The following is a 17136-nucleotide window of genomic DNA, read 5'->3' as shown; positions in this document are numbered from 1 at the left end:
CGTATGTTTCGACAATTACTCAACCTGTCACTGTTTGTTCTTTTGAGTCAGTCGTTGTACGCTCAAACATCCCTCCGTAAGCCAGATCAGTGCGCCACTATGGAGATGGACAGCCTCCTGCGCGTTCGGCACCCGGAACTGGGAACGCTTAATGATTTCGAGCGTGAGTTACAGCTAAAAATGCTTGACATCAAAAAACGGATGCAGGCTGGTCGGCTGGCGGCTCCGCTCATTACCATCCCCATTATTGTTCACGTTGTGCATAATGGCGAAGCCGTCGGGGTGGGGCGGAATATCAGTCAGGCGCAGGTACAGGCGCAGTTGGCAACCCTGAATGAAGACTTCCGGCGGAGACCCGGAACCCGTGGGTTTAACAACAATCCGGTTGGGACCGATATTGAAATCGAATTTTGTCTGGCGGCCCTTAACCGACAGGGACAACCCATGTCCGAGCCGGGCATCGACCGGATAAACGGCAACCGGGCCAGTTGGGGGCGCGACGACATCGAAGGGGTATTGAAACCCGGCACGTATTGGAACCCTGAAAAATATTACAATATCTGGATTATGGACCTGAACGAACCCTTTGCGGGGGGGGGACAGTTACTCGGCTATGCTCAGTTTCCGAGCCAGTCGAACCTGCCGGGTATTCCCTCATCGGGACCAGCCAGCACCGATGGCGTGGTGGTTGACTATCGTTCCTTTGGCAATGCCGAGAAAGGTAACTTCCCCAGTATGCGGGCACCCTACAACCTGGGGCGCACCTTAACCCACGAAACCGGTCACTGGCTTGGTTTGCGGCACATCTGGGGTGATACCAGTTGTGGCGACGATTTCTGTGCCGATACGCCCCCGCAGGCGTCTGAAAGCCGGGGCTGTCCAACGGGTCGGGTTAGTTGCGGTACGACCAACATGGTGCAGAACTACATGGACTATTCGGACGATATATGCATGAATATTTTCACCCTCGACCAGAAAGCCCGCATCCGGGCCGTAATGGACGTTAGCCCCCGCCGAAGCAGTCTGCTCACCTCCAACGTGTGCGGTACGCAGGTTGCTTCGCGCCCCATCCCCAACTTCCGGGCCGAAACCCGGCGTGTATTGCTGGGTGGCCAAGTGCGGTTCTTCGACGTGTCGAGTGGTTTCCCGACCCGCTGGGAATGGACCTTTGAAGGTGGCACACCCGCTACATCGACCGAACAGAATCCGGTCGTAACGTATAATCAGCCCGGTCTGTTTAAAGTGAGGTTGGTAGTAGCCAACAGCGTGGGCCAGTCGGATCCATTGGAGCGGGTCGGTTATATCGAAGTGCTGAATCAGGGCCTTTGCGCCGAAGTAACGAATTTTAACGGAACACCCACCGTGCTGCCTGAACCAAATGGCCGGGGCTACGTGGCCGGACAAAACAGCAAACGAACGCAGGCCGTTTCGGAGTTTTTCGATAACACCCTGGGCTACACCAACCTGGCTGGCGCTGCGCTGCGCTTTGGGGTTGCCAAAGCTGCCAAAGGAGCTGCTACCGAATCGGTTGTGACCATAACGGTCTGGAATGGCCGGGGATTTCAGAATGGGCCGGGCGCCGTTCTGGGCCAGAAAGATGTGCCCCTGCGGGTTATTCTGGACGATGTGGCCAACAACCGCCCAACCACCGTCACCTTCGACCGAAATGTGCCGCTCTCCAGTTTACCGTATCACATTGGCCTGACCCTGCCTTATGTGGCCGGGGATACCGTTGCGCTGATAACAACCAAAAACGGCGAATCGACGTTTGCTACCTCCTGGCGGCAGAATCAGAAAGGCGACTGGCTTCGCTATGCCGATAGCCTGGGCCTGAACGTCGCGCATCATGTAACAGCTCGCATTGGCATGAAGGCTTCCGTTCAGGTGGCTTCCTCCGCTATATTCATCAATCCAGGCGAAATTGTAACCCTGAATGCCCGGGGAGCGAGTGTCTTTACCTGGAAAGGGGTGGGTCTGAGCAGTACCCTGGGGCCGCAGGTGACAGCCCAGCCTACGCAAACCACGTCCTATACCGTATCGGGTTCGGGGCTGGATCTCTGCACTGCCGATGCGGTGGTGCAGGTGTATGTGCGGGTCGGTACGGTGACCGCCACCCCCGACCCCGTTGAACAGGCCCTGACCGTAACACCTAACCCCAGCGATGGGCTCATGGTGGTGTCGTTCAGCGGGCCGCAGCGGGGCGCTCTGACGCTGGGTGTCCGCACGGTAAACGGAGCCGAAATCGTCCAGCAAAAATACCAGAAAACGACCGACACCTTCCAGCAATCCCTCGACCTGAAGACCGCGCCGGGCGGGGTCTATTTTGTGGAGATTCGCGTGGGCGAGCAGGTGTTCAGGAAACGGGTGGTGAAGCAGTAAAAATGTGGTGTAGGAATCTTATTCCTACACCACATTTTTACTGCTTCATAAGGAACGGAAAAACTATAGAGGGAGCAGGTAAGATTATTTTTCGTTAGGCGGCAATTCGTTCAGAAACTTATCTAATTCACCATCGCTGATATCCGACTGTTCTGATTTGTCATAAATTGAAACAAGGTAAACCGTTTCAGCAATGACTTTAACGCAGGTGATGACTCTGGCCCCGCTCCTCTTTCCTTTTCCCTTCGATTTTATGCCCAATCTGACTTTATAAAATCCATCCCGCATAGATGTACCCAGAAACGGGTTTTCTTCCAGCGCATCAATCAGGGTGTTAAGTTCGTCTTTTAGCGAACGAAACTTTTTCTTAAGTCGTTTGGCTTCCCGCTCGAAATGCTCAATGGTTTCGACCCGGTAATTCATAGTTCAGTCAAAAATTCGCGGGCTGGACGGCTTTTTAGTTTTCCCTGTTCAACAAGCCGCATTTCTTTAACTCCCTGCCGAATATTAGCAACTACCTGTTCGTCAGTATCTTCATCGAGTTCAGGGGCCTGAACTTTGACAAACGAAAAGTGCTTGATAAGGTCTTTAAAGAACTTAAGCTTCTTGTCGTCTATCTCTAAGGTTATCGTTGCCATAACTATTGTTTTATAGTAAAAATACGGGATAACCTGTTTATAACCAAAAGGTAAAGGTCCTTCTTCGATTCCCGCCCGAAAACGACCGACACCTTCCAGCAATCCCTCGACCTGAAGACCGCGCCGGGTGGCGTCTATTTTGTGGAGGTTCGCGTGGGCGAGCAGGTGTTCAGGAAACGGGTTGTTAAGAATTGAGAATATAGTGCTGCAACGAACTTATTTAGCAACTATCCAATCTGAAAGTTCTGCCGGGTGGGGTATATTTTGTGGCAATAAGAATCAGATATGAAATATTTAGTTAGCAGGTGATGAGCAGTTTACCTTATACTATTTCATCACCCGCTAACTATCTCAGACTAAGTTCAACTTAGTCTGTATCTTCGTGAATATCTCCACTTGTCAACGCAAACAATTCCTCCTCTTTTTTACTCAGATTGTAGCCAATAGAAATTCGTAGACTATTGTACTCACTCCACCGGTCTCCACGATAGCTAACCGCTTTAGTAAGTGCCAGAATGGTCTCCCTATTAATATGACATACATAGATGGGTGGGTCAATTCTGGTGAAATCCCCTTCCAACTTCTGTATTGCCAATGGCTTTAGGCTTTGCTTGTATTGCCCCTCTAAAGCCATCTTCAGAGAATCTAATTGATTCCCTTTATTTTTTAGAAAGATAACGACTCCATAAGGCTGATTTCTGCGATCCTGACGCCCTGCTCCACCCCAAGAATCAAACTGCCATTCCGTCCTGATTGACGCAGTAGAATCTATGAAGTTGTGATGCCCAAATAGAGAACCATTCGGGTAAGCTTTCTGTAACTCCATCATTGTGATAGGAAACTGAATCCTGTAACCGACTAATTCTGTCCGAATAGGGTCAGGTCCACAACCCCATAGCCCCATAAGCAAGGCTACACTTAGTAGTAGTGCTCTGATTTTCATTGATTTGTCGGGGTTAAGCGGGTAGAGCTTCTCCCTTCTTTCAGATAACGCATTTGACCGTCTCTCACACCAAAAAAAACCGCGTCATCAAATTGCTGGTCAGTGCTATTGGGAACAGCATCATAAATGGCAAGGCCCCGTTCATTGTTCCAGTAATCCATCTCATTGTCTAAATTGTGATGATTCTCTTCATGTTCTCTAGCTAATTGAGCACCTACTTGTCTGCCAAATGAACGGCAGTGCATGATTTGGAAAAAAGCATGTTTAAAGGCATTAGCTACTGAAACTCCGTTCTCCATAGATTGTGAATACCCGTAGTGAGCTATAGTTCTTAGAGTAGCCTTCTTCGCATCATCGTAATATTTCTCCAAATTGTCGTGATAGGCATCCATACTTAAAGTACCTAAGCCTAACAGAATGAGCTCTCCACTTGTTATCTCTCCTCCATTAAAGTTCATCTTACGGATTGCTTCTTTGATCTGATCTTCAGAGGCCGTATTTACATCCAGCGTAAGGAAGGTTAAATCCGGCTTGCTTCCAAATTGATCAATGTAAGTTCTGATTTGATCAAATAAATCTGGATATTGTTTTAGAAGCGCCTTCTCGCCACTGCTAAACGAGATGCCTCGTTGCTGCATGCTCACGTAAAATTCCTGCAACTCAACAGCGTAATTAATCTGATCCCTGGTAGTCATCTGAGTGCCACTACTTCCCCCAGAAGCCGTTGAACTGCCACCACTCTTACGGGATACTGGACTGATAGATTTAACAAAATCATTAGCAGGTGACGACGGAGGTACCGAAGGCCCACCGCTATAAATTCCATTACCCTCATATTTAGTGTAGCTTATAACCTCTCCATTGCAGGTTAAAAATTTATAATCCCCTAAGATATACTCCCGCACTGTACCGAAACATCTTCCCGCACTTTGGCGGCCATTTGGAGTTTGAGTGCTTACTAAGGCGGTTGGATATAAACGGCAGGCCGGAACTATCTGTAAACCTTGACCAGCATACTCCCAATACAGTTGAGCTTGGGCGCCCCCCCCAAAGTCAACAAATTCGACTTGAATATCGTACTTCTGACCCCCGTTTAAATAGACACTTCCCTGCTGCCATGTTGGCCCATGGCCGTTCCAATCATTGATTATAAGCTGACCATTTACTCGAAGACGAGTACCGTCATCATTATTAGTTTTAAAGATATAATTGCCGGAAATGGGCGCTTCAACTTGCCCAACCCATAGCACAGAAAAATCAGTGTCTACTATGCCAGGAGCTGGTGAATCATTTGCCCAGGAGAAATTAATGGCAGCATCCTGAATAAAAACAGGGGCCTCGGATAAGTTGGGGCTGTTGGTGTAAAACCCCGTCAATCCAAGGCCATTGCCACAGCCCCCCGCTGGAGTGGGATTAGTGGTGGGGTTGGTGGTGGTACCTAAGCGGGGGTCGGTGGCGGCAAAGCAGGGCACTTTACTGGCATCATAGCCAGCGGCCTGCATCCAGTGCTGAGGCTTGAAGCCTTCGGCTGCATTCTGATAAGCCGCGAACAGCACGCCGTTATAATAGTGGGCGTAGATCAACTCGCCATTGAAATTCAGCAGAAACTGACCCTCCGCATAGCCACAATTGCCGGTAGTAGGATTAGGCGAGGGATTGCTGGTGGGAACACTTGAAGCCCCATCGGGATACAGCCGCGACTGCGGAATGAGCTGGCTGCCCTGGCCCGGATACTCCCAGTGCAACTGCGACTGGGCACCCCCGTAGCCCTGGTTGAACTCCAGACTGATACTGTACTTCTGACCAGCCGTCAGGTTGATGCTGCCCTCGAACCAGGTGGGACCATGTCCCCCCGGCCAGTCGTTGATGAGTTGCTGGCCGTTGACTGTTAGCCGGGTGGCATCGTCGTTGAAGGTCTTGAATTTGTAGGTGCCCGACACGGGAGCCTCCACCTGCCCCGACCAGCGAACCGACAGGTTGGTGGCGTTGGCCCCCGCTGCCGGACTGGGTCCCTGGTCGCCCCAGGTGAAGTTGACCATCGCGTCTACCTGCTGGCGGACGGGGTTCCCTGACAGGTTGGTGTTGTTGTAATAGCTGCCCAGCAGCCCACTGCCATTGTTGCTGCCCGAAGCCGGGTTGGTGGCGGGAGTGCTTGGAGTCGAACCCAGGCGGGGGTCAGTAGCGGCAAAACAGGGCACTTTGGCGGGGTCGAAACCTGCGGCCTGCATCCAATGCTGAGGCTTGAAACCCTCCGACGCATTCTGGTAAGCCGCGAACAACACCCCATTATAATAGTGGGCATAGATCAGCTCCCCATTGAAGTTGAGCAGAAACTGGCCCTCCGAATAACTACACCCGCCCGAGGAGGGCGTGGGGGTGGTCGATGGGGTACTGCTGCTGCCACTACAAGCATACGTTTTAGGACCGCTGTTTAACCCCTGCGAACTGCCACTAAATCGGGCCTCGACCGAGTGGTTACCCCCCGACCGGAACGACTGGGGCATCGGGAAGACAAAGCCGTGATTGCCGTTATCGCCTAAGTAGGCTCCCACATCGGGGCGGCTCTGGTTGGCCTGAGTTGAGCCCGCATACTGCCCGTCGACGAAGAAGTCCACGTCTACTGCCACGTTAGGCTGTGCCTGGTCGGCGGCCCAGCCCCGGACGCTGTTGCAGTCGGCCTCATCGAGGAAGCCCACCCCGTTGGTGATGGCGGCTGACCGGGCACCCTTTTGGTGTTGTTGGGTGCTGTTCTCCGCTGGCGTCAGCCGAATGGATAGTCGTGCTTTTTCGACAAAGAGGCTGTTGGCATCGGCGGTGGCATGGCTGCGGAGCAGGCGGAATTCGGTGGTGTTGCCCGCTTTGGTAAAATAACCTTTGAGGGTGTAGGTGAGGGTGGGTTTGGTGGCCGAAAGTTCGGTACCGACATACTCCAGGTTCTCGCCCCCGGTTTGGACAAAGCCATCGGGCAGGAGCAGCTTTAGGCGGAAGGCGGTTGAGCCAGCGGTGGAAAAGAGCAGGGCGGAGGGGATGTTGAGGTAATGGGCCGAGACGGTGAGGGTGATTTCTTCACCAATGGCAGCCGTGGGTTTGTCGGCCCGCAGGATGAACCGGATGGGATCAGCATCGAATGGGCGAACGGGTGTTTTGTGTACGGGCGGGAGGGGGAGTGTGGATTGCCTGCGTTCAGGCTTTCGGGGATTTGTTTTATCGTCGGCAACCGCAGAAAGGCTGACGGAAAAAAGCAGGAAGGCCATTGGTAGCAGCCAATTGACAGTTCGGTTAGCCTTTAAGTAAGTTAGTAAGTAAGTGTTTTGCCATGGGAGGTTGATTTAATTTCCGATGGCAAGTATAATGCACTGATTGTAAATAATCAAAAAACAAATTAAATACTACTTAAATTAAATCATTTTTAAGGTTAATGGTTATCGAATACCTACTTGAATGTAGTAAACGTTGTGCTCGTCTCCCATCGCAGTAATGAAAGTTTCGCCGTGCAAAATCAGCAGTTAACCGGTTCATAGAATTAACTACGCTAAAAATAACCTGCTCACTATAGAAATTACTGAAGAATTGGCCCATAAGTCTACCTGTGGTTACATAAGCTCAGAAACTTACGAGTTTTTAGGTAGTCTGTTGGGTTAGCCAAATTTTAATCGTTACTTTCGCCATTTACCAATCTTAAATAAGTCCAAATGAGAAATTTTCTACTACTTCTACTGGTGGTCTGGAGCAGTATATTCTCCACAGTAGCTCTGGCTCAACAGGAACGGCGCGTGACCGGCAAAGTCACCTCAGCCGAAGATGGAAGTCCATTACCGGGTGTATCGGTCGTAGCGAAAGGAACCACGAAAGGCACCCAAACCGATGCCGATGGAAGCTACACGCTGGCGCTGCCTGCTAACATCGGAACGTTAGTTTATAGCTTCGTGGGCGTCACAACGCAGGAAGTCAACATAGGCAATCGCTCTACGGTAAATGTCACCCTGAGCAACGATAGTCGTTCGCTCGATGAGGTGGTCGTAACCGGATATGGTTCACAATCAAAGCGCAACCTGACGGGTAATATTGCCAGGGTTGCCTCAAGAGACATCGAAAATGTGCCGGTGCCGAGCGTTGAGCAGGCAATTCAGGGTAAAGTGGCTGGTGTACAGATTACGTCCCTGAATGGTAAAGTTGGGCAGGGACTGCAAATCAGGGTGCGGGGGAACTCGTCTGTAACGGCCAGCAGTCAGCCCCTCTACGTGGTTGATGGCATTCCCATCACATCGGGCGATCAGTCCTCGACAACGGCGCCAACCAACCCCATTGCCGACCTGAATCCGAACGATATTGAGTCGCTGGAAATCCTGAAAGATGCTTCGGCATCCGCTATTTATGGTTCGCGGGCGTCCAATGGTGTTGTTTTAATTACCACTAAGAAAGGCCGCGTTGGCAAGACGACCTTTGAAGCGTCGGCCTACATGGGCAGCAGCAAACCAACGCACGTGAAGGAATTCATCAACACCCAGCAGTATGTTGAGTTGTTCGAGGAAGCCCGGGCTAATTCGGTGGCGCTGAAATTAATCGGTACAACCGCTACCTCCCTGCAAAGCCGCTTCACGCGCTATGCCGCCGGTGACCGGGCCGGTTGGGAAGGACCTACCCCAAAGTATAACACCGACTGGCAGCAGGAAGCGTATCAGGATGCGCCGTCGAAGCAATTTGATCTGAGCGCCAGAGGGGGCGATGCCAAAACCCGCTTCTTTGTGTCGGGGCAATATTTCGATCAAAGCGGTATCATTATCAAAAACCGCTTCCGCCGGTTGAGTGGCCGGGTTAACCTCGACCACAGTGCCACCGAAAAACTCACGATAGGCGTAAACCTGAACGTAGCGCACTCTAAAAACGACCGCGTATCAAATGACAATGCGTTCTCTACGCCTATGCAGATTGTGGCACTGCCGCCCCTGCACCCGGTTATCGACCCACGCACCAACCAGATTAGCGGTGACTATACATTGTATTACAACCCGCTGCTGAACCGCGATTTTGCTGCCCTTCAGGCCCGCGTGTACCGGGTATTTGGCAGCGCTTATGCTGATTATAAACTGCTGCCGGGCTTATCGTTCCGCACTGAGTTCGGCACAGATATCCTGAGCCAGCAGGAAGACGAATACTATGGCCGCGAAACAGCCCGAAATACGGGTGCCCCCAACGGATTAGGGTCAAACAGCTTTCGGCAGGTCGTTAATAATACGACCAACAATTATTTTAGCTTTGGCCGGACGTTTGCCGAAAAACACGACATCGACGCCACGCTGGGTATGTCGTATCAGGAGTCGCGCTCGAACTTCAACAGCGTAACCGCGCAGCAGTTTCCGAGTAATGCCTATAAACAAATCGTTTCGGGGGCTAAAATCACCGCTGGCAGGGGTACCGAAACGCGCTTCAGTTTCCTGTCGTACTTTGCGCGGGCCAACTACCGGTTCAATAATAGATACTTAGTGGGCGTTTCAGGCCGGATCGACGGTTCGTCACGGTTTGGCGTTAACAACAAGTACGGCTTTTTCCCGGCTGCATCGGTAGGCTGGATCCTTACCGAAGAGTCGTTCATGAAGAGCCTGCCCGTATTGAGCCTGCTGAAACTGCGGGCCAGCTATGGCCTGACGGGTAATGCGGAGATCGACAATTTTGGGTCGCTGGCTTTATATTCTGCAGAATCGGCTGTGGGACAATCAGCCGGCTATGCTGGCATTCCGGGGCAGACGCCCAACCAGCTTGCCAACCCCGACCTGACCTGGGAAAAAACTCTGCAAACCGACATCGGTCTGGAGTTTGGCCTGTTGAGCAACCGCATATCGGGCGAGATCGATTACTACGTCAAAAACACCACGGGTCTGTTGCTCAACGTGAACGTGCCGGGTTCGTCGGGCTTCCGCACACAGTTGCGTAACGTCGGGAAAATGGAAAACAAAGGTGTTGAGGTCGTTCTTAATTCAAATAATGTGGTTGGGGCTTTCAAGTGGAACACTTCCTTTAACATTGCCTACAATACCAATAAAGTAACGGACCTCGGTGGCACAACCATTAACGGAAGTTTTCTCAACCGGGCGCAGGAGGGGCAGCCGCTGGGCGTGTTCGTTGGGCCGGAATACGCCGGTGTCGATGTGCAGAACGGCGACGCACTCTATTACCTCAACAACGAGAGACCCGACGGAAGCCGTGACCGCACAACGACCAACGACTACAATGCCGCTGAATTTGTACCGCTGGGTAACCCGTCGCCCAAATTCATTGGCGGCATTACCAACACGTTCAGTTTCAAAGGGGTTGATCTGAGTGCCCTGTTCAGTGGTCAGTCTGGTAACTACATCTACAACGGAGGAGGTAAGTTTCAGTCGGCCAATGCCGATTTCTACGACAACCAGACGACCGATCAGTTAAACCGCTGGCGGAAGCCGGGCGACGTAACGAATGTTCCACAGGCCCGTTTGCTGGGTGGCAACGGAACCGGCGAGTCGTCTCGTTACCTGTCAAAGGGCGACTACGTCCGGTTGCGGACCGTCACGCTGGGCTATTCATTGCCGACGACCTTAGTCAACCGCATCAAACTGAGCCGGGTACGGCTGTACGTAACGGGGCAGAACCTGCTGACCTTCACCGACTACAATGGTTGGGATCCTGAAGTCAACTCGGATGCTTATTCGGGCACGGCAGTCAACATTGGCGTAGATTTCTACTCTGCTCCTCAGCCCCGCACGATTATTGGTGGTTTGCAGATCGGATTTTAAATCCACTGGAACAAAGAAATAGTAGACACCGGACGTTGATTAGAGCCAGGCAATGGTTTTATCAATGGCCATTATATTCTGAACGAACGCATACACATGAGAACGAATCAATCTATACTGATCCTGTCGGCAATGACGGTTAGCCTGTGGCTGACGTCCTGCGACAGTAAATTAAACGTTAACCCAGTCAATACGGTAGCAACGGGGCAGGCCCTGAGCACACCCGATGACCTGAACGCGTTGCTCATTGGCGCTTACAATAGCTTGGGCGATGGCGATCTGTATGGCGGTAACATACAGCGCGATGGCGAACTACTGGGCGACAATGGGGAGGTCGAATGGAGCGGCACGTTCGTGGCCCCGCGCGAGGTCTATCTCAAGCGCCTGCTGGTTACCAACGACCAGGCCGACATTACCTGGACGGACGCCTACCGGACCATCAACATCTGCAATACTGTGCTGGCCAATCTGAACTTAGCCTTAGAGGCTAACCGGCCCGGCGTTGAAGGACAGGCTAAATTCATCCGCGCTTCGATGTACTTTGAACTCGTTCGCATCTTCGCCCGGACCTGGGGCGATGGCGATGCGGCCACCAATCCGGGTGTTCCGCTGGTAACAACGCCTACCGCCGTACTCGATGCCAGCAGCAACGTGCCCCGCAGCACGGTGGCGGCTGTTTATGACCAGGTGATTAAAGACCTGACCGATGCGGAAGCTAAACTTGGCGCTACTGATGCCAAATATGGATTTCTTGCCACGAAAGGAGCGGCAGCCGCTCAACTCTCGCGGGTTTACCTGCAGAAAAGCGATTTCTCCAATGCCGCCAATGCCGCCAACCGGGTTATTGTCAGTAAAGCCTATAGCCTGGCCGACATTGAGGAGGTATTCGACCAGCGCGAAAACGTGAATGGCGTCAACACATCCGAAACGATTTTCGCCCTCCAGATAACCGACCAGGATGGAGTCAATAATCTCAATACCTTCTACGGCTCAACAGACGTTGGTGGCCGGGGCGACATCAACATTACGGAGAGCCATCTGGCCCTATACCCCGCTACTGATCAACGTCACGATCTATTCTATGAAGACAGCGACGATCAGATTCGGACCGTTAAATACATCAACCAGTATGGTAACATTCAGGTGCTGCGTCTGGCTGAAATGTATCTGACCCGCGCTGAAGCTAATTTTCGCGCGGGTACATCAGTTGGAGCAACTCCGCTGGCCGATGTCAACCTGATTCGTGCCCGGGCAGGCGCAGCTCCGCTGACAGCAGCCCAACTGAATCTTAACACCATCCTGGCCGAACGCCGGCTCGAACTGGCTTTTGAGGGCACACTGATTCACGACCTCAAACGCAACAAACAGAACGTTGGCACGCTGCCCTACACCAGTCCGCGCCTGATCTTTCCAATTCCCCTGCGCGAGGTGACAACGAATGCGGCATTAACACAGAATGCCGGTTATTAACCGGTTAAACGGGGTAAGCTAAGGGCATCCAGGAGTTTTTAGCGTACGATCAGTAGGTGAATCGGGGTTATAAAAGCGTGTTCTTGTCGGGATGACAAGAACACGCTTTTTATTGTTCAGGGAGATACGCGAACAATACCGATAACCACTTAATGTACAGTCTTGCCGCACCATCGGGCATGGCTAAGCGGGTAAATCCACGCTGCGCCGTTGCAATTCCCGTGCGAGAAAAACTCCTGAGACCACTGCACGCCTTACGCTGACGATAAACCTTGCCAGCCTGAAGCGATTTACGCACTCAACAGAGTGCCGGGAACCCAAGATGAGCAAAAGTAGCTGGCAATTCCGTAGATTCGTAGAGCGATACCCTTTAGCTATAGGCAGAAGTCTTTCCCTTGTCGTTAGAGACCGGTTCTTTTCACATCGGACCCAGAATCCAGCGCCGAATCGAATATTTCTATAGTCGGCACCAGTAGCTGAGCTACCAACTAACACGAAGCGCATGGAGAAACGAAATATTATTGTTATGGGCGCGTCGGCCGGTGGTTTTGAGGCATTTCAACAACTTATCGCCCGCTTGCCTGCCGAACTGGACGAGGCCGTCTTTATCGTCTGGCACATGGCCCCCGCCATTCGGCCTGGCTGTACGCACCCATGAGCCGCTCAGCCAGGAGAACATGACCTGGCAGGTGGCTGAGTCAACCACTACTGAACGGCTTCAGTAACTACCGCTTTCGCTGCACAACCCTTAATCAGACAACCATTACCTCGTGAGTAAGAAAAAAACAGCCCCGGAAACGCCCGACGAAACTGCTCCCGACGAAACCGTCCCCGGCGAGACCCTGATTGTTGGCATCGGTTGCTCAGCGGGCGGAGTGGAAGCGCTGACCCAGTTTTTTGAGCAGGTTACGCCCGATTCGGGCCTGGCCTATGTCGTTATCCTGCACCTGTCGCCCGACTATGACAGCCAGCTAACCCAAATCCTGCAGGGTGTGGCCAGCATTCCCGTTACGAGGGTAGTGGAACGGATGCGGGTTGTCGCCAATTACGTATACGTGGTGCCGCCCGATAAGCACCTGCAAATGGACGATAACCACATCGTCGTACTGCCCAATGTCCGCATCGAAGACCGGCGGGCACCGGTCGATATTTTCCTGCGTACCTTAGCCGAGTCACACGGTGCCCAGGCCGTAGCGGTCATCCTTTCGGGCACCGGGGCCAACGGCTCCATGGGCCTTAAGCGCATTAAGGAGCGGGGCGGGGCGGCCTTTGTGCAGAATCCCCGCGAGGCCGCCTTCAACGAGATGCCGCGCCATTCCATCGCCACGGGGCTGGTAGATGACATTCTGCCCGTGGCCCAGATTCCGGCGAAGCTGCTGGCCTACGCGCAAAACCGGGGCACGGTGGTTATTACCCTGGAAGCCCAGCCGGATGCCGAAACCCAGCAACAGGCTCTGCGCGAAGTGTTTACCCAACTGCGCCAGCGCACCGGCCACGACTTCTCCAATTATAAACGCCCCACATTGCTGCGTCGCCTGGAGCGTCGTATTAACGTCCGCAACCTGTCGGGCCTACCGGAGTACGTTGTTTATCTGCAGGAACATCCCGAGGAAACCCAGGCGCTGCTCAACGATTTGTTGATCTCGGTCACCAACTTTTTTCGCGATGGGTCTGTCTTCACCACCTTAGAGCAACAGGTAATACCCCTGTTAACCCGCGAAAAAAACGGGAACGATACCCTGCGTATCTGGGTGGCCGGTTGTGCCACGGGTGAAGAGGCCTACTCGCTGGCCATGCTGTGCGCCGAACGCACACTCGACGTTCTTGACGCACCCTTCGTACAGATCTTCGCCACCGACATCGATCAGGCGGCTATCGCTACTGCCCGCGAAGGGTTGTACACCATCAACGATGCGGCCGACGTATCACCCGAGCGACTGCGTCGGTTTTTCACCAAGGAAGGTGACCAGTACCGCATCCGCCGGGAAATTCGCGAAATGGTTTTGTTTGCCTACCACAATGTGCTCAAAGACCCACCCTTTTCCCGGCTGAACGTAGTGAGTTGCCGCAACCTGCTCATCTACCTCAACCACACGGCCCAGCAGCGGGTGCTGGAAACAATCCACTTCGCGCTGAATCCCGGCGGCTACCTGCTGCTGGGCCTGTCGGAAACCACCGATGCCGCCAGCAATTTGTTTGTTCCCCTGAATCGGGATTATCACCTGTTTCAGAGCCGATCCGTGCCGACGCGATCCTTCCCGATACCCGACGCGATTTCGTTTCCGGGGCCGGCAAAATTGCAACTTCCCGAACCCGCATCCGGGGGGGACGACCGCCCGAACGCACGGCTGACTTATGGCGAGCTGCACCAGCAGTTACTGGAACAGTATGCGCCCCCGTCGATTGTCGTCAATGATGACTATGACATCCTGCACGTATCCGAACGCGCCGGGCGCTACCTGCAGATCAGCGGGGGCGAACCCTCCAAAAACCTGCTGAAACTTATCCGGCCCGAATTGCGCCTGGAACTGCGTACCGCCTTCTACCAGGCCAGCCAGCACCGGACGAATGTGGCCGTGCGCCAGGTCAAACTCCAGTTCGACGACCATACCCTCACCCTCCACGTTCGTCCGGTGCTGGGGGAGGGCGATCCGGCCCGTGGTTTTGTGCTGGTCCTGTTTGAGCCTACCCCCGACGACGCTGGCCAACCGGAACCCGTGCTGACCCCGGTTGAGCCGGTGGCCCACCACTTAGAGGAAGAATTGATTCGGGCCAAAACGCAGTTGCGTTCGTCCAACGAGCAGCACAAAGTACAGGCCGAAGAACTCAAAGCGACCAACGAAGAGCTGCAGGCTATCAATGAGGAGTTGCGTTCGTCGACCGAAGAGTTAGAGACCAGCAAGGAAGAACTTCAGTCGATCAATGAAGAACTGACGGCAGTCAACCAGGAGCTGAAAGTGAAAATGGAGGAGATTTCGCTGACGAGCAACAACCTGCGGAATCTCATTAACTCTACCGACATTGCCACCCTGTTTCTGGACCGCAGTTTGCGGGTTAACCTCTTTACGCCCGCCACGCAGGTTCTGTTTAATTTGATTCCGACGGATTTCGGGCGGCCCCTGACCGACATTACCAACCGGCTGGCCTACCCCCACCTACTGGAAGATGCGGAACGGGTGCTGGCCACGCTCCAACCCCTGGATCGGGAAGTCAGAACCATCGACGGACAGGTGTACCTGATGCGGGTGATGCCCTACCGCACGGCCGACGACCGCATTAACGGCGTTGTTATTACCTTCGTCGACATCACCCGGCGCAAGGCTGCCGAAGAAGCCAACTATTTTTTGGCTTCCATTGTCGAATCGTCGCAGGATTCGGTCCTTACTGTCAATTTCGACGGTATTATTACCAGTTGGAACAAAGCGTCGGAAACCCTCTACGGCTACCCGACGGCAGAAGCCATTGGCCAGCCGCTGCAGATGCTGACCCTGCCTCAGGACCTGACCGAGGTGTTGAGCAATACGGCCAAAATCAAAGAGTATGAACGGGTTGAAACCTACGAAACCGTTCGGGTCAACAAAAACGGGCAGGAACTAAATCTGGAAGTGGTGCTTTCGCCGGTGAAAGATGCGGCCGGGCAGGTCATCGGCATCTCGACCGTGGCCCGCGACATCACTCAGCGAAAGACCGCGAGTGAAGTAGCTCTACAGGAGTCGGACCGGCGGAAAGATGAGTTTCTGGCTATGCTGGCCCACGAGCTACGCAATCCGCTGGCTCCCGTTCGCAACACCCTGCAAACGCTGAAGCTCAGCGCCGGGCAGACCGAGCCGATGAGCGCGGCCATCGCTCTGATGAGCCGCCAGGTAGACCATCTGGTCCGACTGGTCGATGACTTACTGGATGTAGGCCGCATTAACCAGGGAAAAATTGCGCTGCAACTGGAGTTGCTTGATCTGAAAACTCTGTTGACGGATGCCTTTGAGGTCGTGCGGCCCTTCTTTGAGGAACGCCAGGCCGAGTTGTCCGTTTCGCTGCCGAATGCGCCAATCTACCTGTCGGGCGATGCCACCCGGCTGACGCAGGTCATCACCAATCTGCTGACCAATGGCGCCCGCTACACGCCTGTAGGCGGCCATGTCTGGATAACGCTCGACCAAACGGTTGATGAGCTGGACCAGCCCACAGCTCGCCTGCGGGTGCGCGACACTGGTATTGGTCTGGCGGCCAACCAGTTGAGCCGTATCTTCGAGTTGTTTGCTCAGGTAGACAGTTCACTGGCCCGCACTCAGGGCGGGCTGGGGCTGACGCTGGTTAAACGCTTAGTTGAGTTACATGGTGGACGGGTGGAAGCGCAGAGTGCGGGTCTGGGCCAGGGGAGTGAGTTTCTGATTTATTTGCCCGCTTTACCCGCCTTAAAGAAGTCGTCGGCGGCTACCCTGGCGCCAGTATCCCCGCCGAAGGCTGGTCGCCGGATTCTGGTTGTGGATGATAACCACGACGCGGCCGATTCGTTTGCCATGCTGCTGAAGTTGACTGGCTATACCGTCGATGTACGTTACAGCGGTGAGCAGGCCCTGGAAGCCGCCGAACAGGTGCAGCCGGAGGTGGTGTTGCTCGACATCGGTATGCCGGGTCTGGATGGCTACGAAACGGCCCGCCGGATGCGTCAGCAGCCGTGGGGCCGCAGCCTGATGCTGATCGCCCTGACGGGGTATGGACAGGGCAACGATAAACGGCGGAGCCAGGAAGCCGGTTTCAATGGCCACCTGGTTAAACCCATCGAGGTGGAGGCATTGACGCAGTTGCTGGCTTCATTGCTACCTCCGGGGAAGTCCGCCTGATTAACCCAACCGGGTGCTGACAGCCTGATTCAGGAGCCGTATGCCGCCTGCCGACGCTGAATGACGAGAAAGACAAGGCAAACCGATCCGATAAC

9 protein-coding genes and 1 pseudogene are annotated in these 17136 nt (G+C 53.6%); 6 read left to right on the top strand and 4 right to left on the bottom strand.

The annotated features are described in order from the left end of the window. The first annotated feature begins 3 nt into the window (after positions 1-3). Positions 4-2379, top strand: coding sequence for a M43 family zinc metalloprotease (locus ACYVI1_RS29295; protein ID WP_460914977.1), 2376 nt, complete (start codon positions 4-6; stop codon positions 2377-2379). A gap of 84 nt (positions 2380-2463) precedes the next feature. Here the strand turns inward: ACYVI1_RS29295 and ACYVI1_RS29290 are convergent, their stop codons facing one another. Together ACYVI1_RS29290 and ACYVI1_RS29285 are read right to left on the bottom strand one after the other, a co-directional pair. After that, on the bottom strand, positions 2464-2802 hold the full coding sequence (locus ACYVI1_RS29290) for a type II toxin-antitoxin system RelE/ParE family toxin (RefSeq protein ID WP_460914976.1): 339 nt from the start codon (positions 2800-2802) through the stop codon (positions 2464-2466). Continuing rightward, complete coding sequence (locus ACYVI1_RS29285; protein WP_460914974.1) at positions 2799-3017, bottom strand: hypothetical protein; 219 nt, start codon at positions 3015-3017, stop codon at positions 2799-2801. Before ACYVI1_RS29285 ends, ACYVI1_RS29290 begins: the two co-directional genes overlap by 4 nt. Positions 3018-3110: 93 nt before the next feature. On the opposite strand from ACYVI1_RS29285, the pseudogene ACYVI1_RS29280 reads away from it, so the two are divergent. Then, a pseudogene (locus tag ACYVI1_RS29280) lies at positions 3111-3212 on the top strand (T9SS type A sorting domain-containing protein); the annotation flags it as partial. Positions 3213-3384: 172 nt separating this feature from the next. Here ACYVI1_RS29280 and ACYVI1_RS29275 read toward each other — a convergent pair. Together ACYVI1_RS29275 and ACYVI1_RS29270 are read right to left on the bottom strand one after the other, a co-directional pair. Beyond that, complete coding sequence (locus ACYVI1_RS29275) at positions 3385-3960, bottom strand: hypothetical protein (protein ID WP_460914972.1); 576 nt, start codon at positions 3958-3960, stop codon at positions 3385-3387. Beyond that, positions 3957-7214: a PA14 domain-containing protein gene (locus ACYVI1_RS29270; protein ID WP_460914970.1), complete on the bottom strand. Its 3258-nt coding sequence runs from the start codon at positions 7212-7214 to the stop codon at positions 3957-3959. The genes ACYVI1_RS29275 and ACYVI1_RS29270 overlap by 4 nt, the downstream gene beginning before the upstream one ends. A 438-nt stretch (positions 7215-7652) precedes the next feature. Here ACYVI1_RS29270 and ACYVI1_RS29265 point away from each other — a divergent pair, with 438 nt between their 5' ends. From ACYVI1_RS29265 to ACYVI1_RS29250, 4 genes are all read left to right on the top strand, one after another. Next, on the top strand, positions 7653-10730 hold the full coding sequence (locus ACYVI1_RS29265; protein ID WP_460914969.1) for a SusC/RagA family TonB-linked outer membrane protein: 3078 nt from the start codon (positions 7653-7655) through the stop codon (positions 10728-10730). A gap of 96 nt (positions 10731-10826) precedes the next feature. Further along, positions 10827-12200 (top strand): RagB/SusD family nutrient uptake outer membrane protein, encoded by a 1374-nt coding sequence (locus ACYVI1_RS29260; RefSeq protein ID WP_460914968.1) that lies wholly within the window; start codon positions 10827-10829, stop codon positions 12198-12200. 502 nt (positions 12201-12702) lie between these two features. Further along, complete coding sequence (locus ACYVI1_RS29255; protein ID WP_460914967.1) at positions 12703-12858, top strand: chemotaxis protein CheB; 156 nt, start codon at positions 12703-12705, stop codon at positions 12856-12858. Positions 12859-12970: 112 nt separating this feature from the next. After that, positions 12971-17041 carry a CheR family methyltransferase gene (locus ACYVI1_RS29250; RefSeq protein WP_460914966.1) on the top strand — a complete coding sequence of 1357 codons (4071 nt, stop codon included), beginning with the start codon at positions 12971-12973 and terminating at the stop codon, positions 17039-17041. Positions 17042-17136: the final 95 nt, after the last annotated feature.

It is taken from the genome of Spirosoma areae, from assembly GCF_054781775.1.
The sequence above is the reverse complement of the archived record's forward strand: the minus strand, read 5'-3'. Positions and strand labels throughout refer to the sequence as shown.

What these genes read in the sequence shown, in the direction of transcription:
- ACYVI1_RS29295 (WP_460914977.1), top strand. Translation starts at nt 4, where the DNA reads ATGTTTCGACAATTACTCAACCTGTCACTGTTTGTTCTTTTGAGTCAG.
- ACYVI1_RS29255 (WP_460914967.1), top strand. Translation starts at nt 12,703, where the DNA reads ATGGAGAAACGAAATATTATTGTTATGGGCGCGTCGGCCGGTGGTTTT.
- ACYVI1_RS29260 (WP_460914968.1), top strand. Translation starts at nt 10,827, where the DNA reads ATGAGAACGAATCAATCTATACTGATCCTGTCGGCAATGACGGTTAGC.
- ACYVI1_RS29275 (WP_460914972.1), bottom strand. Translation starts at nt 3,960, where the DNA reads ATGAAAATCAGAGCACTACTACTAAGTGTAGCCTTGCTTATGGGGCTA.
- ACYVI1_RS29285 (WP_460914974.1), bottom strand. Translation starts at nt 3,017, where the DNA reads ATGGCAACGATAACCTTAGAGATAGACGACAAGAAGCTTAAGTTCTTT.
- ACYVI1_RS29265 (WP_460914969.1), top strand. Translation starts at nt 7,653, where the DNA reads ATGAGAAATTTTCTACTACTTCTACTGGTGGTCTGGAGCAGTATATTC.
- ACYVI1_RS29270 (WP_460914970.1), bottom strand. Translation starts at nt 7,214, where the DNA reads ATGGCCTTCCTGCTTTTTTCCGTCAGCCTTTCTGCGGTTGCCGACGAT.
- ACYVI1_RS29290 (WP_460914976.1), bottom strand. Translation starts at nt 2,802, where the DNA reads ATGAATTACCGGGTCGAAACCATTGAGCATTTCGAGCGGGAAGCCAAA.